At 60.2% G+C, this 18,628-nt stretch carries 17 protein-coding genes; 13 read left to right on the top strand and 4 right to left on the bottom strand.

Features of this window, described 5'->3' with window-relative positions:
- The first annotated feature begins 269 nt into the window (after nucleotides 1–269).
- The gene (locus B3H65_RS08590; RefSeq protein ID WP_286684907.1) at nucleotides 270–902 is read left to right on the top strand and encodes a hypothetical protein; all 633 of its coding nucleotides are present in this window, start codon (nucleotides 270–272) and stop codon (nucleotides 900–902) included.
- 183 nt (nucleotides 903–1,085) lie between these two features.
- Nucleotides 1,086–1,655: a histidine phosphatase family protein gene (locus B3H65_RS08585; RefSeq protein ID WP_286684906.1), complete on the top strand. Its 570-nt coding sequence runs from the start codon at nucleotides 1,086–1,088 to the stop codon at nucleotides 1,653–1,655.
- Nucleotides 1,656–1,680: 25 nt separating this feature from the next.
- Here the strand turns inward: B3H65_RS08585 and B3H65_RS08580 are convergent, their stop codons facing one another.
- From B3H65_RS08580 to B3H65_RS08570, 3 genes are all read right to left on the bottom strand, one after another.
- Nucleotides 1,681–3,327: an NAD(P)/FAD-dependent oxidoreductase gene (locus B3H65_RS08580; RefSeq protein WP_286684905.1), complete on the bottom strand. Its 1,647-nt coding sequence runs from the start codon at nucleotides 3,325–3,327 to the stop codon at nucleotides 1,681–1,683.
- 87 nt (nucleotides 3,328–3,414) lie between these two features.
- On the bottom strand, nucleotides 3,415–4,725 hold the full coding sequence (locus tag B3H65_RS08575; protein ID WP_286684904.1) for an NAD(P)/FAD-dependent oxidoreductase: 1,311 nt from the start codon (nucleotides 4,723–4,725) through the stop codon (nucleotides 3,415–3,417).
- 87 nt (nucleotides 4,726–4,812) lie between these two features.
- Nucleotides 4,813–5,697: an Mrp/NBP35 family ATP-binding protein gene (locus tag B3H65_RS08570; protein WP_286684903.1), complete on the bottom strand. Its 885-nt coding sequence runs from the start codon at nucleotides 5,695–5,697 to the stop codon at nucleotides 4,813–4,815.
- A gap of 525 nt (nucleotides 5,698–6,222) precedes the next feature.
- On the opposite strand from B3H65_RS08570, the gene B3H65_RS08565 reads away from it, so the two are divergent.
- The 10 genes from B3H65_RS08565 (at nucleotide 6,223) to uvrA (ending at nucleotide 16,244) form a co-directional block, all read left to right on the top strand.
- Entirely contained in the window at nucleotides 6,223–6,939 is a 717-nt protein-coding gene (locus B3H65_RS08565) for a hypothetical protein (protein WP_286684902.1), read from the top strand.
- Complete coding sequence (locus tag B3H65_RS08560) at nucleotides 6,911–7,711, top strand: helix-turn-helix transcriptional regulator (protein ID WP_286684901.1); 801 nt, start codon at nucleotides 6,911–6,913, stop codon at nucleotides 7,709–7,711. Before B3H65_RS08565 ends, B3H65_RS08560 begins: the two co-directional genes overlap by 29 nt.
- 21 nt (nucleotides 7,712–7,732) lie before the next feature.
- Nucleotides 7,733–8,527, top strand: a complete 795-nt coding sequence (locus tag B3H65_RS08555) for a hypothetical protein (protein ID WP_286684900.1) — start codon at nucleotides 7,733–7,735, stop codon at nucleotides 8,525–8,527.
- 113 nt (nucleotides 8,528–8,640) lie between these two features.
- Entirely contained in the window at nucleotides 8,641–9,165 is a 525-nt protein-coding gene (locus B3H65_RS08550; RefSeq protein WP_286684899.1) for a hypothetical protein, read from the top strand.
- 50 nt (nucleotides 9,166–9,215) lie between these two features.
- Nucleotides 9,216–10,016 (top strand): hypothetical protein, encoded by an 801-nt coding sequence (locus tag B3H65_RS08545; RefSeq protein WP_286684898.1) that lies wholly within the window; start codon nucleotides 9,216–9,218, stop codon nucleotides 10,014–10,016.
- Between the two features lie 250 nt (nucleotides 10,017–10,266).
- Nucleotides 10,267–10,953: a hypothetical protein gene (locus tag B3H65_RS08540; RefSeq protein ID WP_286684897.1), complete on the top strand. Its 687-nt coding sequence runs from the start codon at nucleotides 10,267–10,269 to the stop codon at nucleotides 10,951–10,953.
- Nucleotides 10,950–11,816, top strand: a complete 867-nt coding sequence (locus B3H65_RS08535) for a hypothetical protein (protein ID WP_286684896.1) — start codon at nucleotides 10,950–10,952, stop codon at nucleotides 11,814–11,816. Before B3H65_RS08540 ends, B3H65_RS08535 begins: the two co-directional genes overlap by 4 nt.
- Nucleotides 11,809–12,504 (top strand): ATP-binding cassette domain-containing protein, encoded by a 696-nt coding sequence (locus B3H65_RS08530; RefSeq protein WP_286684895.1) that lies wholly within the window; start codon nucleotides 11,809–11,811, stop codon nucleotides 12,502–12,504. The genes B3H65_RS08535 and B3H65_RS08530 overlap by 8 nt, the downstream gene beginning before the upstream one ends.
- A complete protein-coding gene (locus tag B3H65_RS08525) occupies nucleotides 12,501–13,109 on the top strand; it encodes a DUF5028 domain-containing protein (protein ID WP_286684894.1) in 609 nt (202 codons plus the stop codon). Before B3H65_RS08530 ends, B3H65_RS08525 begins: the two co-directional genes overlap by 4 nt.
- A 258-nt stretch (nucleotides 13,110–13,367) precedes the next feature.
- A complete protein-coding gene (gene uvrA, locus B3H65_RS08520) occupies nucleotides 13,368–16,244 on the top strand; it encodes an excinuclease ABC subunit UvrA (RefSeq protein ID WP_286684893.1) in 2,877 nt (958 codons plus the stop codon).
- A 539-nt stretch (nucleotides 16,245–16,783) separates the two neighbouring features.
- Here the strand turns inward: uvrA and B3H65_RS08515 are convergent.
- The gene (locus B3H65_RS08515; protein WP_286684892.1) at nucleotides 16,784–17,533 is read right to left on the bottom strand and encodes an SDR family NAD(P)-dependent oxidoreductase; all 750 of its coding nucleotides are present in this window, start codon (nucleotides 17,531–17,533) and stop codon (nucleotides 16,784–16,786) included.
- Nucleotides 17,534–18,072: 539 nt separating this feature from the next.
- Between B3H65_RS08515 and ybaK the strand changes: the two genes are divergently transcribed.
- Entirely contained in the window at nucleotides 18,073–18,579 is a 507-nt protein-coding gene (gene ybaK / locus B3H65_RS08510; RefSeq protein ID WP_286684891.1) for a Cys-tRNA(Pro) deacylase, read from the top strand.
- Nucleotides 18,580–18,628: the final 49 nt, after the last annotated feature.

The raw sequence follows: 18,628 nt of genomic DNA, 5'->3' as shown, positions 1-18,628 counted from the left end.
GGCTTATCTAAGGGATGCTCTGAGGCCCGCCAGGGCCGAACGCATCCCTTGATAAGTCCGGTGGGGCCCAGGCCGTGCGGAGCCCTCCCTCGTCCAAAAGAGCGGCGAACGCATCTCGTGATAAGACCGGTGGGACCCCGGCCGTACGTTAACCCTTCCTCGTCCCGCTAACCTATGTTTCAACACGGTAAATCTGGATGCTATACTTTGACCTTGAAGAGGAGCGCGCTGTCGCCTGCGCGATCTAATGGGAAGAAAAAGGGGTATCGATGAAAGACGAAATCATCAAGAAGCTGCTCGAAGTGAAGTGGAACCTGGTCATTATGGCCGCGTTTTGCTTCCTGTTCGCCGTCTACATGTATGTGACTCCGGTAGAGGGTGGCCTGGGGATGTTCATGATCACGCCCCACAACGGCCTTACGGGCCTTTTGGAGATGCTACCGTGGATCGGTATCTTCCTGGGCGCCGTCACGTTCATCGCGTCTTTTGTCTCCAAGTCCACGTGGGTGCTTGGTTGGACCGAGCCGGTGCTGGGCGCGCTGATGTTTGTCGCGGGCTTTTGGGAGCTGTTCTTCCCGTATGACATCGCCGTTTTCTCGCTGACCTATGCGTTTGTGGGCATCTTCCTGGCGTTCTACGTGATGTTCATCGCGCTTGAGATGGACCGCAAGGGCGTTGGCCACTGGTTTGTGACGCTGGTTCTCGCCGCCGCCATCTGGGCCGTGAGCTTTTTCAACATGATGAACTTTGCGGGCGAGGGCGCTTCCGTTGCCCTGTCCTGCCTGGAGCTGTTCCTGGCCGGCTGGGGCTTTGTCTACGGCGCGCTGGTGCTCTCCGGTGTGGCTCCGCAGAAGGGTTCCTGCCCGTTCCGCCGTGCCAAGAAGGCCAAGGCCGTGGCGTAGCCACAAGCGCGTTTGCGGTTGCATGTCTCGCTGGTGGCGGGGCACGGTTCGCTCGCATGCGGGCGGCATAACAGATAGCTTTATGGGGATCGCTCGCGGTCCCCATTTATTATGACTCGGCATCGAGCCGTATAATGTGGACGAAGACAAGAGCCGGTATATCGAATGCAAGGGGGATGCAGCATGGCGAAGCTCTATATGATGCGTCACGGCCAGACGCTGTTCAACGTACTTAAGCGCAAACAGGGGTGGTGCGACTCTCCGCTTACCGCAACTGGTATTGAGCAGGCGCGCACGGCGGGGGAGTGGCTGCGCGGGCACGGTATCGCGTTCGACCACGTGTATTCCAGCACGTCCGAGCGCGCGTGCGATACGTGCGAGCTGGTGGTCCCGGGCGTGCCGTACGTGCGTGAGAAGGGTTTGAAAGAGTGGAACTTCGGCACCTTCGAGGGCCTTACCGAGGATACCAACCCTCCGTTGCCCTACGGTGACTTCTACGTTCCGTTTGGGGGCGAGGGCGAGATGGAATTTAGGGCTCGCCTGATGGATACCCTGAAGCGCGTCATGGATCGCCCCGACCACGAGTGCGTGTTGGCCGTGAGCCATGGGGCCGCGTGCGCCCAGGTGCTGCGCGCGCTCGATTACGACTACCGTTCGAGCGGCAAGCGCCTGGGCAACTGCTGCATCGTCGAATACAACTACGACCCTGCGGCGGGCCTCAGCGTGTGCGATATCTACAACCCTAATGACTAACGTCGCGCGACGTCGCTTAGAGCGTCTATCCCAGGTCCGCGATGAGCGATTCCGCGCAGCGGATACCGTCCGTGGCGGCGCTCATGATGCCGCCCGCGTAGCCCGCACCCTCGCCGCAAGGGTAGAGCCCCTGGGCGCCCTGGGCGTGGCAGGCGCGGTCGCGCACCACGGTGATGGGGGAGCTGGAGCGCGTTTCCACGCCGGTTAGCACGGCTTCCTCGTCATCGAAACCACGAAGGCGACGCGCGAGCTCGGGAATGCCCATGCGCATGGTCTCGGTTACGTGTTGGGGCAGCGCCATATTGATGGATCCCCAGGTGACGCCGCGCGGGTAGGTGGGCGTTACCTTGCCGCCGCGCACGGAGGGAATACCGCACAAAAAGTCGCCCACCAGCTGCGCGGGGGCCTTGTACGCGCCACCGCCAAGCTCATATGCCATGCGCTCGCATTCGCGCTGCAGCTGGATGCCGGCCAGTACGTCATCGCCTGGCAGGTCCTGCGGGTTGATGTTGACCAGCAGGGCTGCGTTGGCGTTTTTACCGGCGCGTGCATGGAGGCTGGCGCCGTTGGTGACCACGCCGCCCGCCTCGCTGGCCGCGGCGACCACCTCGCCGCCCGGGCACATGCAGAAGCTGAACAGGCTGCGACCGTTTTTGGTATGCGCTACCAGCTTGTAGGGCGCGGCGCCCAGCGCGGGGTGGCCGGCGGCGGGACCGTATTGCGCGCGGTCGATGTCCTCCTGCAGGTGCTCTATGCGCGCGCCCACGGCAAAGGTCTTGCGCGCCAGCTCAAAGCCGCGGCGATCCAGCAATTCGAAGACGTCGCGTGCGGAGTGTCCGCAGGCAAGGATAAGGTGCGAGCACGCGATGCGCTCCTCGTCCTCACCGTTGTGCGAAACGTGGACAGCCTCAATCTGGCCGCTAGACCCGCGGTCGATATCCACCAAGCGCGTGCGGAATAGAACCTCGCCGCCCAGGTCGCGGATGCGCGCCACCATGTGCGTCACCACGCCCGGCAAGATATCGGAGCCCACGTGCGGTTTGGCCTCCCACAGGATCTCGCGCGGGGCGCCGGCATCTACCAGCGTTTGGAGGATGAGGCGGTGCGCGGGGTTTTTGGTACCCGTGGTGAGCTTGCCGTCGGAAAACGTGCCCGCGCCGCCCAGGCCAAACTGGATGTTGCTCTCTAGGTTAAGCTCGCCCGTGGCGTTGAAGTGCTCAACGGCGCGCGTGCGGTCGGCAGCATTGTCGCCGCGCTCGATCAAGAGCGGTTCCAACCCGGCTTCCGCCAGCGTGAGAGCCGCGAACAGGCCCGCGCAGCCGGCGCCTACCACCACGGGGCGCAGCGCGGGGCGGGCGTGCTTGCCAAGCGGGACGGGGTAGGAGGGGGAGTCCTCGTCCACAATGCGGATACGCCGGGCTGCCTTCGCGTCTGCTCGCGTAAGGACGTCTGCCTGGTCAAGACCGCCGCGCAGGGTAAAGCGAACGCTCACGGTGAAGTGCACGTCGCTTTTCTTGCGCGCGTCGATGGACGTGCGGTGCAGCTCGCTGTGCGCGATGTCCGCGGGTGCCAGCGACAGCAGGCGGGCGGCTTCGCGCATTCCCGCTTCGAGGGCCGCCTGCTCGGTGGCGCCTTCCTTGAGGGAAACCTTGATCTCGGAAATCTCTATCACGGGGAACTCCGTTTCATATGTTCGGTCGCATGGGCGGGCTGTCGCAAGGTGGGCGGCCGCTTGAAACGCGCGGCCATTTGGCTGTGCCTAACGGCTGGCGGCCTCGCCCGCGCGCAGGCCGGAAAGCCAAGCCCAGCCCAGGTTGTAGCCGCCGCAGTCCGCATCTTGATCCAGGGCCTCGCCGCAGGCAAATAGGTGCGGTCGGCTTGTGACGGCAAGCGTGTCAGCATCAATGGATGAAAACGGGATGCCTCCACGGCGCACCTGCGCCTGCTGGTGCTCGCACGTGCCGGTAACACGCAGGCTGATGCGGTGCAGCAACGCGGCGCTGGCAGCGATCGCATCGCCCGCCCCGTTTACGCACTCGCACACGTATGAGGCCAGCGCGCGCGGCAGTACCCCGTCGAACCACGTTGCCTCTCCGTTCCAAGGGCCCACATGCTGCTCGCGTGCACGCAGCGTGTGGGCGAGCTGGTCGTTGTTGCAGGCGGGGAACAGGTCCATCTCGATAAGGTCGCCCGCTTGGCAGCGGCGCGATAGGTTGAATACGGCGATACCGGAGATGCCGTAGGGCCGCAGGAGCACCTCGCCTTCTTCGTAGGCGATGCAGGCACCCTTGCGTTTGAGGGTGAGCATGGCTTCCAGACGCAGCCCGTCGAGCGCGTCGAGCGGATTGTTGCCGGCGTCCGCGCCGCTACCGGGGCGTGCCAGCGTGCCGGCGATGGGGCAGAGCACGGGTTCCTCGTCCACATGGGGAATATCAAGCACGTCGCAGATGTCATGCGAACAGCCGCCCACGGCGATAACGAGCGAGCGCGCGCGAATTTGCCGCTGGGCCATCTGTGCGCCGGCGAGCGTCTTGCGGGCGCGGCGCAGGGCGGCGCGGTCGCTTTGGTCGCCGTGAACGTAGACGGGCCGCTGGGGCTCGCTGATATCGAGGATCCACGCGCCGCCTGCGGCGTCCGGCGCGGCCGCCGGGTCAAGGGCGGCGCCTTGGAGCTCAACGCCGCAGCGCATGTCAACGCCCAGCCGCTCGCACGCCCCCAGCAAGCAGTCGCGTACGGTCTCCGCGCGTCGGGTGATGGGGTAGAGCCGTCCCTCAACCTCGCAGGTCATAAGCCCCAACGAGTCAAAAAACGACGCCGCCCGCGACGCGCCGTCGCGTCCCAGCACGGCCTTAGCGGCGGCGGCGTTGTGGTAGCGGCGGCTATCAAGGCGGGCGTTCGACAGGTTGCACCGTCCGTTGCCCGTGGCCAAAATGGGCAGACCGCAGGCCACGTCGCGTTCGAGCACGCAGACGGAGGCGCCCGCGCGGCCCGCGGCTATGGCGGTGGAAAGGCCGGAGGCCCCTCCACCAATGATGGCAACGTCGTAGCGGGTCTGCGGGCGGGCGTTCATGGTTTCTCGCTTTCGGGCAGCGGGCGGGCGCGGTTGGGCGCGGGTATTTTGGACGAGTTTTTGGACGAGTACTCTTTGAGAGTCTGCCTACTCGGGGTCGGCAGCGTCCTCGGCAGGCGTGGCAGCGTCTTCCTGCTCGAGTGCGGCCTTGGCGTCCAGGAACTCGGCGGTCGTCTGGATGGCGGCCACCGCCTCGGGCAGCATGCCGGCGGGCAGGTCGTCCTCAAGGGTGCCGGCGTCGCAGCTAGCGGCGAAGGCGGGGTTGATGGGCAGGCGGCCCAGGATGTCCAGGTTGTAGGCGGCGGCCACCTCGTCCAGACGGCTGTGGCCAAAGACCTCGATCTTCTTGCCGCAGTCCGGGCACTCCACGTAGCTCATGTTCTCGACCACGCCCAGAACCGGCACGTCCATCTTCTCGGCCATGTTGACGGCTTTGGCGACGATCATGCTCACCAGGTCCTGCGGGCTGGTAACGACAACGATGCCGTCCACGGGCAGCGACTGGAACACGGTGAGCGCCACGTCGCCGGTGCCCGGAGGCATATCGACCAGCAGGTAGTCGAGCGGGCCCCAGCTGGTCTCGCTCCAGAACTGACGGATGGCGCCGGCGATCACGGGGCCGCGCCACAAAACAGGGTCGGTCTCGTTGGCAAGCAGCAGGTTGCTGGACATCACCTTGATGCCGTGGGTAGAGATCTCGGGCAAAAGCAGGTTGCCCAGGCCCATGGCGCGGCGACCGCTCATGCCGAACATCTTGGGGATGGACGGGCCGGTAACGTCGGCGTCCAGAATGCCCACCTTGTGGCCCGCGCGTGCCAGCTCGATTGCCAGCGAGCCCGTGACCAGCGACTTGCCAACGCCGCCCTTGCCGGACAAAACGGCGATGACGTGCTTCACCTCGGACAGATTGTTCTCATCGAATTGCTGCGGAGCGGTCTGCCCGCCCGCGGCCTGTGCGTGCTCACAACCCATGGTTGTCCTCTCTGCGCGCAACGCCTCCGTGTGCAAACGATCGCATGGGGGTGGACGATTGCGCGAATACGCGTATTGAGTCGGGTTTGGACGAGGCCGGCGGGGATGCGTCCCCTTCGCGCCCGTGCCGTCCGGCTCGGTCGAATCATACGCAACCCATTGTACCCGTGGGGACGCATGTATGCATGTGACCTTGGGAGTGGGGGCAATGCCCTCGCTCACTTTACATCCCGGGGCATCGTAAATAAGTCGTAAGTAGCAACAATAGCGATGCAGACTAATTGTGACCCGGTCTTATAGTGGCTGTAGACAACGTGTGGACAGGTGTTGCAAGCCTTGTTTATGGACGACATGCATCGTATGAGTCCACCCTGATTCATGGAGTGAGGTTTCTTAGCGAGAATTCTATATTAGCCTTCAGCGCGAGGCGATGACTCATTTGTTTAGAATGGCTCCGTTCACAATCTGATGCCCTGGACTTACAATTGTTCAAGTTGCGTGCGAGGAATGATTTGGGAGGGGAATATGGTCGTCGATGCTTGGTGGTTCGCCCTGCTGTTCGCCGTCCCGTCGATCCTCGATCCGACGCCCGTCGAGTTCGGTATGCGCTCCCTCGCCTTCTCTGGCTATTATTGGTTGGCTTGCTGCGTTTTTGTTGGGGCGGCGCTTGCTCCTCGCGTCGTCGCTCGCATCGGAGGCCGAGCATTCGCAGGGCGGCGTGGCCGCTTCGTCCGTGCTACCTGCATTGCCCTAGCTGCGATGTGGTTCTGTGCCTCGTTGGTCCTTGCAATATCGGCGCGCTGTCTCGGTGCTGCGGACGCGTACGCGGCCGCCTCATCCCTCCATGGAATTTGGAAGGTGACGTCAATCGGATCCATGGTGGCCTGCGCTGTCCATATGTATCTGCGCGCCGCCTATGATCGATCGGTGGATGCCCCCAGCCACGCTTTGCTTGTTGTTCTGCTGACGTGTTCGGTGTGTATTGGTTTTTTGCGCGCCCCCGCGTTCTCCGCGCTTACGCTCGGTGCTGCGCCCATGGGCTATATGCAAGAAATGGTGTCACCTCTGTTTGCACCCATCATGTTCGTCCCTCTTGGTATTATCGGAGCCTTTTTGCAACGCTCGTCCAGAGTCGTCGGCGCTCGCGGGCTGTTCGCCTGCGCGTGGGGGGCTGTGCGCGGGAGAGATCACGGCGCGCATATATATCAGGTATTTGCCCGACCAATTTTTCTGGATTATTGACAACCCCCTCGTCTCCCTGGGGCTGGCAGCCACGGCGCTCGCCGTCTCTTTTCTTGTGCCGCCTTTGCTTTCAAACACCCAGGTGCGTGAGCCTGCCAGTGCCGCGGCGGAAGTTCTGGAAGATGATGGCGAGTCCGCTTCTTGCGGCATGTCATTTGACAACGCCTGGGGGCTGTCGGAGCGCGAGCTCGAGGCGACTCGGCTTTTGATCGAGGGACTCAACTCCAAGGAGGCGTCTGCTCGCATGGGGATTAGTTCCTCTACGGTCAGGAGCCTATGGGGCCGCGCCCGCGCCAAGATGGGCGTGGATTCTATTGAGGACGCACGTAAGCTGGCTGCGCCGGGTGTGGACGATATGTCGAATGATGCTGAGGGCCTGGGCGGAGTAGAAGAGCGGGATGGTGCGAAGGGGTCGCATGGGCGGTTTTTCGATCCCGCATTTCTTAATGTTCGCCTAAAGCCCATCGCCCGCGCGCTAAGCCTGTTTGCCATGATCGGGGCTATGCCGTGGAGCGTCGTGGGGGTAACGTGGAACCTGCCCAACAACGTGTGCATCGGCATCTCCCTGGGCCTGCTGCTTTCCATGTCCTTCTTTTCGGTTGCCGAGCTCTTCCCTAAACTTCTTTGTGAGCACGATGTTCTTGGCATCGCGGACGTTGTATGCTTGGGCTTGGCTGCTGCCACGGTGTGGATTGCCAACGTGTGGTTTCTCATGGCGTTGCCCACTGCGGCTTTTGTCGCCGCCGTCTTGGTGGGAAGGGTGCTTCATTAGGAGCTATCTGAAGAATCCGGATTGGATGACGCCCTGCAGGCCTTCCTAGTTGCCGTGCTCATGGGTGTTACGGGGCTGGTGTTCGCCATCTCTTGGCGTTCGTCTTCCTGGCCGTACACGGCAAGCATCGAGCCCTATGCGTGGTCGCTCAAGCTGGTGGTCCTGATATTTGTCATCGAACATGCCGCGTCAAAGCGGTTTGCCTGCACGCTTGCAACTGGGGCTGCGGGAGCGGCGGCGATATATGCCATGGATAATCACGGGATGCAGTTCGCCCTGCCCTTTGTCGTTCTATGTCTTCTGGTTCAGCTTGACGAGGGGAACTGGTCACTCGTCTTTTCCTCCAAGTTGCCGATAGCTGCGTTCGCGCTTGGCGTTCTCGTCGGTATGGTGGGGGTCAATGCCATAGGGTCGCATCTGTATGAAACTGAGATCGTACAGGGAGCGATGAACGAGCTTCGGGCGCGCGCGGCCATCAGCTTGGGTCTGGGTGCCGTCGGCGCTGCAGCTGCCATAGCTTCCGTGGCCCTTGCGGTAACTCGTTACTATCGATCCCGTTTGCTTGATGCCGCTCGGGATGCTGTTGCCATTCCACGCGATCGCATGGAAGCAGTTTGCGTTGCCATGGGGCTCGACGCGCTCGAGGCTAAGGTGATAATCCAAACGCTCCATGGATGCGTCTGCTCAGTGATCGCTCGCGACCTGCACTACTCGCCCAGCGCCGTCTACGCCATCCGCCGCGGCGCCTACGCAAAGCTCGGCGTTCATGACGCTCAGGGTGCGTTGGAAAAGATTCAGCAGGTAACGGGTTTGTAGACGCTCCATTTGCATGGTCTAACACCCCTGTCCACATACAAAACCGTCTAATTGGCGCACGCTTCTTTCCAAGCCCGAGGGAATCGGGGATCTTCCAGTAGGAAGGAAGCGCTATGGGTGGGAAGTTTAATTTGAGTAGGCGGTTGTGCGGCCTTGCCGTTGCTGTGGCTGTCGGCACGGGCGCGCTATGCGCCGCACCCGTTATGGCTGTTGCCTCAACTAACGAGGTGACTCCTTACCATAACAATGACCGTGCGTTCCACTTTGATTTCAGCTTCTTCCAGACCACTGCTGCTGATTCGTTGGAGGTTAAGCATAATTCGACTTCCACATACGTATGCATCGACAGCATTACGGTTCCCGATGCAAATCTCTATGTAGATGGCGGTCCTTCGGAAGCGACCAGTTTGGTGAATTGCATGGGCGGGACTACTGCTAAGGTGAAAAAAGGCATGGCCACCGGTCAGTACTGCATTCGGAATCTTGTGTACGAGCGCTTTGGCAAATCAGGTACCGCTACTTGCCAGTTGACAGGATGGAGCAATAGGGAGACGGGCTACGTTGAAGGTGTTTGGAGCCCTGACAGCCTGCGTTCTTACACTCCGCTTAATGGTTACTGCAACCCCAATATTTGGTAGGTCCTTTGATGTGCGGGCGATTCGGTTCGCCCGCTCTGGAACTGGAGTTGATGGCTGTGGCAAAGCGGGTAACGAGGCGTGCCTTCCTCTCCCTTTCAGCGTTGCTGGTAATTGCTGGCTCTACGGCATCTATTCGATTTTTAGGCGATGGCACCCCTCAAAAAGTACTTGAGTATACGGAGGACTACGAGCGGGGGAACAGTGAGTTGGCAGATCTAGTGAGCCAGCGTCATCTTCTTGGCGAATCGTTTTCCTTGACTGGCTATGACTCGGAGAGCGAGGAAGGGTCACGTTTTACCCGCACGTATTTATGCGCCCTTGGTTATTACGGAACAATCGACTGGAGCGTTTTGAGCGCTAAGCGTGTTTCATCCGTAGATGGGCTTGATGTCCCCGATGATGTTCGTGCGGAGCTCTCTGAGTACTACGGTGACGATAGGGTTGATAAAACGGCAGAATATCAGTTCATTGTTCTTGATGTCGATATTACCAATGTGAATGCGGTTGCCGACCATCTAGAAAATGGACAAGAGGATTACTGGATCAAGTTTAATGATTTTCGCGTTTTCCCATGTGATTCCACCGGAAATCCCATCGAGGAGATTGGGGGTACGCGTATCGATTGCGGATCCGTTTGGATTGTGCCAACGGTAGAGCATGAGAACCCGTCGATCGATGGTGCCGTGCCCCTTCCCGTGGGCGAGACTACCCGCGCACAGATGATATTCAAGGTTGGGCTCTACGATGACGCCGCCAAAGAGCAGGCCGCTTCTGGGCAATTTAACTATGCGTTGGTTTTTGATAATCCCAGTAGCGTGGGGTCTTTTGTCGTTGATTTGGGGGTGCTATGAGACCGGTACAAACTGGGCGTGTTAAAGCAGGGCGTCTATCAAACCGCGAGGGCTTTTGTTCGGCTATTCGGCGCCGAGTTGAGAAGGATGCTCCGCTCCCCTTGGTTTATCGGGGCGGTTGCCGCGGCGATGGTGCTCGTTGCTGCAAGTGCCGTGCTCGACTATCTAAGCTATAGCGAATGGTATGGATATGCGCGGGCGGTTCTTGACCGGGGGGGGGTTCTATAAAAGCTATGGTATGCAAAGCCGCTTGGCGCCCATGTATTGGGTGGGAACGGACGGCAAGCCCTTCTCCGCGTTGCTTTACTTTCTTCTTCCCATGTTGTGTCTGCTTCCGGGTGCCGGAACGTTGGCAGAGGACCGTGGGTCCGGATTCCAGTCCCATGCGCTTTCCAGGGTTGCCGACGGTGCATATTATTGCGCTAAAGCCCTGGCCTGCTTTGTGTCGGGCGCGCTAATTGCCCTTGTTCCGCTTCTACTGGCGATTGTGTTTGCCAGCTTGGTTGGGCCCTGGGGTACGCCCGATCCAAACGAGGTGTTCGCGTTTGGCATCCCCATATCGCTCGACACCCCCTTTAGATCGTTCTTCTTTACTCAACCTGGCATGTACCTGCTCTGCTGGAGTGGTACCGCGGCGCTTCTCTGCGGAATGTGGTCTATCGCGGTGCTTGCCGTCTCGTTGTACGCGAAAAGTCCGGTACGGCTCTTCATCGGGTCGGTTTTAGCGCAGTTGCTCATCAACTATATGTCTCTATCCATAAATAACATGTTCTTCATGGGCAGCAGCAAGACGCTCGACATGTTTACCGTGTTGCATCCTTTGGGATACGACTCCACCAGTCCGTCGATGACGGCCATTGCCGTTTTGATCGCGGTTTATTCCGTGATTGGAATTCTTGTCCCCATCATCTCATTTAAGAGGAGGTGCTACCTATGATGTTCGCAAAACTGCTTGCCAGGGACATTCGCCTTGGCTTCGTTCGCTTGTTGCCCTATTACATAGGGGCAGTTCTTTTGGGGGCTGTCCTCGGATTTGGCGCGGTCGCTTTGTCTAAGGTGGCAATAGGCGATGCAGCGGCATTCACGCTTGGCGACATCGTTGCGGAAACCTTCGACCATCCCGTTCCTATCGATTGGCGGCAGGTGATGCAGGGCAGGCCGGTGAGTTTATCGTTCGAGTGGGTTCTTCCATTTGCTCTCTTCTTTGCTTGCACACTTGACTATCCCCGTCAGGACACGTTTGGAGTTGGCGCCAAGAGCATAGCGTTGTCTGGCAGCCGTTGGTCTTGGTGGCTTGCGAAGAGCGCATGGTGCGTGGCATCCTCCCTGCTGTTCTGGGCGCTGTTCTTTTTTGGGATCACGCTCGTTGCTTTCATGGCGGGATCGAATATGACCCTCGAGGTGACGGTAGAAGGCCTGAATGTCATCAGGTCGGATGGTTCCGCGATCCTCGCCGCCGATCAGGAACTGGGGGCTGGGGCGAATGTGGGGCTGTTCATCGTTTCGATCGTCGGTGTCACGTGTTGTCTGCAATTGGTGCAGTTCTCCATCTCAATGCTGGTCGAACGCATCCCCGCGTACGCGGTCGTAATGAGCTATCTGCTGCTTTCCTGCATGTTCCAGCACGTGTTGCTGCTGGGCAACTACCTCATCACCGGAAGGCACAAAGGGCTGTTCCTAGGAGGCGTGCCGCTCAACGTCGCTTTGTCCGAGTGCCTGGTGGTCGCCTGGCTGGCGATCGTCATAGGAGGTATCTTCTTTTCTCGTCAATTGCTATCCGGGGGAGGACGCAATGAATAGGCTCGTAGTTCAGGGTGCGGAGAAAACCGTCCGGGGCATCAAGGTGCTGGATGGCGTGAGCGTGTCGTGCGAATCCGGAAGGGTGCTTGGGCTGTGCGGCGCCAATGGATCCGGAAAAATCATGCTGATGCGTGCTATGACCGGCCTTATGTATCTTGACAAGGGATTTGTCGAATACAACGGAAGGCGATTAGGGCGCGATTTGGATTTTATTCCTCGTGCCGGCATGCTGATAGAAAACCCGGCATTTCTCGATCGCTACACCGCTTTTGAGAACTTGCAGTACATCGCGGCCCTTATTGGCGGAGTTGCGGACGAGGCAATTCGCTCGCGCATAGCGTACGTGGGCCTCGATCCGCGGGACAAAAGGAAATATCGCCAGTTCTCGCTCGGCATGAAGCAAAGGCTCGGCATAGCTGCCGCCATTTTGGGAAATCCCGACGCAGTCTTTCTCGATGAGCCGACGAACGCTCTAGACGAGAGCGGGTACGGGCTTATGGATCGAATCGCAAGGGATATCAAGACGCGTGGGGCAATAGGTATTATCGCGAGCCATGATGCGGCCATGCTGCGTCGCGTTGCGGATGAGATCGTGCGCATGGAAGACGGCCACATTATTCAGCGGCAGAGGAAAGCTGCCTCACCGACCCCGATGCAGAATGGTCTGGAGGGGGTGCCGAAGGTATGAAGAAGAAGGTTGTGCTCTTGCTGTCCCTCGTTCTGGTTGCCCTTTGCGTGGCGAGGATCGCTTTTGTGAACGCGACCGCGATTCGTTTTGAGGCGAGGCGACACGCTGTGGGGGAGGCCATCGAGCTGTCGGGGTCCTTCATTAACGAATCCCTTGGATCGGAAGACTACAGCGTGACGGTTCTTGGAATGGAGCGTATGACCCATGATGAGTATATCGAGCGCTACGGAATCGACAAAGCGGCGGGGCTTGACGGCGACAGTACCAAGTCTGTTATCTGCGTTGAGATGAACGTGAGGAATGCAGCGGCGCCCGATTCCGAAGGGTCGGCGATCGAGCTTATAGGCATGGGCCTGAACCTTGCAAATGGAGATGCCGTGCTGCAGATTGATAACGAGTTGTGGTCGAAGTCTGAACCGAGCGTTCCCTCAGGGGGTTTGGGTGCGCTTAGCATAGTGCCGCAGACCGATTACACTACCCATATTCCCTATAGCGCTGCCACGGGATATGTGGATTCTGATAACGGCGAGTTACTCGCCGGCACATATGAATTGCATCTCAGTTCGGAACCGATACGGAATTTGGTCGTGGCGGACGTTGCGTAGCATCTGGCGGCGTTGGGCGCATTCCGTAAAGCGATGAGCCGGCTTATTATGGTGCGGCGTCCTTATCCGCACTAAGTAGAGCGGTTGGAAATGGCGTTAGCGACGGGGTTCGGTCCAATCGAACAAGACGTGCGGTTCCCGTGGTGACAATTATCTGCGTACAAATGTTCGTGCAGAGTCCTCGTCCATACGCTAGACTGAGAAGCTGCAAAACTATTGAGAAGGGGTCTTGTTTGGCCCAGCATGGGAGTTTGCAGCATGTCTGATAATTCGATCGTCATCCGCGGCGCGCGCGAGCACAACCTGCAGGATATCGACGTCACCATACCGCGCGACGAGCTGGTGGTCATCACCGGCCTTTCGGGCTCGGGCAAGTCGAGCCTGGCGTTCGACACCATCTACGCGGAGGGCCAGCGCCGCTACGTGGAGAGCCTCTCCAGCTACGCCCGCCAGTTCCTGGGTCAGATGGACAAGCCGGATCTTGACTCCATCGACGGCCTGTCGCCGGCGGTCTCCATCGACCAAAAGACAACCAGCAAGAACCCGCGCTCCACGGTGGGTACCGTGACGGAGATCTACGACTACCTGCGTCTGCTCTTCGCTCGCATAGGCACCCCGCACTGCCCGGAGTGCGGCCGCGTGATCGAGCGCCAGACCACCGACCAGGTGGCGGATAAGATCTTGGAAGCCGGCAACGGACGCCGTGCCTTCATGCTGGCTCCCGTGGTTATGGGTCGCAAGGGCGAGTACACCAAGCTGCTCGAGGATTTGCGCGCAGAGGGTTTCTCGCGCGTTCGCATCGATGGCGAGGTCCGCAGTTTGGATGAGGACATCGAGCTGGATAAGAAGTTCAAGCATACCATCGAGGTGGTGGTGGACCGCATCGTCATCCGCGAGAACTCCCTGGGCCGCATCGCTGAGGCCGTTGAGCAGGCGACCCGTCTGGCTCACGGCAACGTGGGCGTGTACCTACTGCCCGATCGCGATGCGCCGGAGGGTACCGAGGGCGACCTACTGCAGTACTCGCTGGCACTTGCCTGCCCCGAGCACGGGCACTCCATCGATGATCTGCAGCCGCGCGATTTCTCGTTCAACGCGCCCTACGGCGCCTGCCCGGAGTGCGACGGCCTTGGCTTTAAAAAGGTGGTGGACGCCGAGGCGCTGATTGAAGACGATTCGCTCTCTATCGAAGACGGCGTCTTTGGCACCTTCTTTGGCAAGTCCAATTACTACCCGCAGATCTTCCGCGCGCTGTGCAAACACCTGGGCGTAGAGCCGACCACCCCGTGGCGCGACCTTCCCGCCCGCGTGCGCCGCATCTTCCTGGACGGCCTGGGCGACAAAAAGATGCGCGTGGACTACCACACGCAGGACGGTCGCGACACGCATTGGGATACCAAGTATTCCGGCGTGCGCAACATCTTGTACGAGCGCTACACGGAGACCACCAACGAGAACACCAAGACCCGTCTTGAGCGCTACATCCGCGAGGAGCCCTGCACCGCGTGCCATGGCGCCCGCCTGCGCCCGGAGATGCTGGCTGTCACGGTGGGCGGCAAGTCGATCTATGACGTGTGCTGCCTTTCCTGCCGCGAGTCGCTGGAGTTCTTCGAGGGGTTGGAGCTTACCGAGCGCCAGCAGTTCATCGGCGGACGCATAGTCAAGGAGATCCTGGAGCGCCTGCGCTTTTTGGTGGACGTTGGCCTGGACTACCTTACCCTGGACCGCGCCTCCGCCACGCTTTCCGGCGGCGAGGCCCAGCGCATCCGCTTGGCGACCCAGATTGGCGCGGGACTCATGGGCGTGCTCTATATCTTGGACGAGCCCTCCATCGGCCTGCACCAGCGCGATAACGAGCGCCTGATCAAGACTCTGGAGCGCCTGCGCGACATCGGTAACACCGTCATCGTGGTCGAGCATGATGAGGACACCATCCGCGCGGCGGACTTTGTGATCGATATGGGTCCCGGTGCGGGCGAGCACGGCGGCAAGGTGGTTTGCGCGGGCACGCCTCAGCAGATCATGGCATGCCCGGACTCCATGACCGGTGCGTACCTCACCGGCAAGCGCATGATCCGCGTGCCCGAGAAGCGCCGTAAGCCTGGTCGCGGCGCCCTCAAGATCACCGGCGCCTCTGCCAACAACCTTAAAAACGTCACGGCGAAGATCGAGTTCGGCACCCTAACCGTGGTGACCGGCGTCTCCGGATCGGGCAAGTCGTCGCTGGTGACCGATACCATCGCGCCCGCCCTCACCAACGCCATCCACCACTCCACGCGCGTGGTGGGTCCGTATAAGAAGCTCGAGGGCATCGACCAGATAGACAAGGTCATCGATATCGACCAGAGCCCCATCGGCCGCACGCCGCGCTCCAATCCGGCGACCTATATTGGCCTGTGGGACGATCTGCGGGCGCTGTTCGCCAGCGTGCCGGAGTCCAAGGCGCGCGGCTACTCGCCGGGCCGCTTCTCGTTCAACGTCTCCGGCGGCCGCTGCGAGGCGTGCAAGGGCGATGGTCAGATCAAGATCGAGATGCACTTCCTGCCGGATATCTACGTGCCGTGCGAGGTCTGCGGCGGCAAGCGCTACAACCGCGAGACGCTGGAGGTCACCTACCGCGGCAAGTCGATCTCGGACGTGCTGGAGATGAGCGTGACCGAGGCCCTGGCGTTCTTTGGCAACATTCCCCAGATCAAGCGCAAGCTGCAGACCCTCTACGATGTGGGCCTGGGTTACGTGCGCCTGGGTCAGCCCGCCACCACGCTTTCCGGCGGCGAGGCCCAGCGCGTCAAGCTGGCTAAGGAGCTCCACCGTCGCCAGACGGGCAAGACGTTCTATATTCTGGACGAGCCCACCACGGGTCTGCACTTTGAGGACGTGCGCCAGCTGCTCGACGTGCTGCAGCGTCTGGTTGATGCCGGCAATACCGTGTTGGTGATCGAGCACAACCTGGACGTTATCAAGGTGGCGGACCGTATCATCGACATGGGCCCCAACGGCGGTAACGGCGGCGGTACCGTGGTGGTTGCCGGCACGCCGGAACAGGTTGCCAAGTGCCCGGAGAGCTTCACGGGCAAGTTCCTCGGCCCCATCCTGGAGCGCGACCGCGCGCGCCAGGCCCAGCTGGGTGAGTAACGAGGGTTTCCGCGTTGCTTGCGTGGGATGATAAGATGCATTTCTAAGAAACGGGCCCGCCCCCGGGAGGTGCGTGCCTATACATAGCGCGAACGCGAGCGCGCTGTCGATATCTAAGTGTCGGCAGCGCGTTCGTTGTTGTTGGGTGGACTTGTGGGGCTGGGCTTCTCGTTGAGCGCCTGTCAAACCTCCAGTTTTCTTCTACTGTCGCTCTCGGTAGATGAGGTATTGAAATGGACCATTTTTAGTAGCTCAAATGGGTCTTTTTAATACATATGTTGGAATCGGTATTACTAAGTACCGTTTTTTTAGGAAAAAGCGGCACATGGTAATACCGATGTTGATATTGGTATTAGAACGAACCACTTTAAGCGCTTCAATGTGGCACGTTCTAATACATAGATATGAGGTATTAAAACGTGCCATTTTCTTGTTTGGTAGTGCTGGAGAAAAAGAGCCCCGACACAATGCCGGGGCCCTCTGTTCGAGCTATGCCTAGCGCGATGCGCGATTAATGCGGCGCTATTAATGCGGCGCGATTAGGAGCGGGCTGCTCCGTCGACGGGGATGACGGCGCCGGTCACGTAAGAGGACATATCGCTTGCCAGGTAGACAAAGGCGTTCGCGACGTCCTCGGGCTCGCCGATGCGGCCCAGCGGGATGGTGGCGATCAACGGTGCGATCATCTTCTCGGGCAGCGCGGCGACCATGTCGGTCTTGGTGATTCCGGGGGCGACGGCGTTAACGCGGATGCCCTTGGGCGCGAGCTCTCGGGACAGGCACTGGGTGAGGCCGTTGACCGCGTACTTGGAAGTGGGGTAGCCGCAGCCGGAGGGCTGGCCGTACTTGGAGACCATGGAGCTGGTGGTGGTGATGGTGCCGCCGTGACCCGCCTCAGTCATGATCTGCGCGCCGGCGCGGCAGCCGTTGAAGACCGCGGTGACGTTGAGGTCCATAACCTTCTGCCACTCGTCTGCGGTGTAGTCCAGCAGCGGGGTGGACTGGGAGATGCCGGCGTTGTTGACGACGGTATCAAGGCCGCCCATGTCCTCGGCGGCAGCCTTGAAGGCTTCGGTCACGGCGTCAAGGGAGGTAAGGTCGCAGGTGCGGCCCCAAACCTTGGCATCGGGGTGCGCTGCCAGCAGTTTCTCGACTGCGGCGTCGGCGGTTTCCTGGCGGGAGCCAAAGACGGTTACAACGGCGCCCTCCTCGATAAAGCGCTCTGCGATCGCGTAGCCAATGCCGCGGGTGCCGCCGGTGATAACTGCCTTCTTGCCTTCCAGTAGCATGTATATGCTCCTTTCAAATTTGCCGGGCAAGCCCGGATCCGGACTGTACTCGTCCAGAACATACTAACTATTCCATTTTCCCCGCGATTGTGTGGAATATTCTGTCTTGTCGGCATGCGGCGCGTACGTATTCGGGGGACGGGGTGATGGATTCCTTTGGGTGCCAGAGAGCTCACCGTAGGGGCGTGAAGGGGCCATGCCAGGGCCCCGTCGGTCGCCTCGCGATGAGGCTTCGTGTTGAAGATGTGCATATTCCCCTTCGGCCCCGTGTGCGGCGGCAAGCGCGCGTACTATATATCTCGCTGCAAGAGCAGCCCATATATGCCGGTGTAGCTCAATGTTAGAGCGGCGGTCTCGTTTTCCGCAGATTCTAGGTTCAAATCCTTCCTCCGGCTCCAGATTTTTTTCAGGCCTCCTCGTGGGGCCTTTGTTGTATCGGGACTAGTTTTAGAGGGTTTCCACCCAAAAGCTCGTCCAAGTAATCAGCCCGAGGGTTCGCCTACGGAGCCGGGGCGCGGGGATCAAAAGGAGGAAGCGCGATGGCAAAGCGCGAGAAGCTTCAGAAGACCAATGCAATGCGTGAACTCGATAGCGCTGGGCTCGCCTATACGGTCCATACGTATGAGGTGGACGAATCCGATTTATCCGGTAAGCATGTTGCCAGCGTGCTGGGGCAGGATCCCGATTGCGTGTTCAAGACGTTGGTGACGGCGACGCCCGAGGGCGGTCATGTGGTGTGCTGCATCCCGGTTGCCGAGGAGCTGGATCTTAAGCGCGCGGCAGCAGCGGCGGGGGAGAAGTCTCTGTCGATGTTGCATGTTCGCGACCTACTTGCAACAACGGGTTATGTCCGCGGCGGGTGCTCTCCGGTGGGCATGAAGAAGCGTTTTCCCACACTCATCGATGAAACTGCACAATTATTCGACACCATCATGATCTCTGGCGGACGCCGCGGTGCGCAGATTGAAATCACGCCCGATGACCTTGGAACTTATTGCGCGGCGACGTTTGCCGACATTTGCCGTGCGACGGACGCGAGCGTGTGATTGGGGCCTGTAAACGGTCTGAAAGGTGTTGAGGACGTGAATGTCATTG

Source organism: Collinsella sp. UBA1693 (genome assembly GCF_002320115.1).
GTDB classification, from domain to species: Bacteria; Actinomycetota; Coriobacteriia; order Coriobacteriales; family Coriobacteriaceae; genus Collinsella; species Collinsella tanakaei.
Note: the sequence above shows the minus strand (reverse complement) of the source record. Positions and strands in the feature narration are given on the sequence as shown.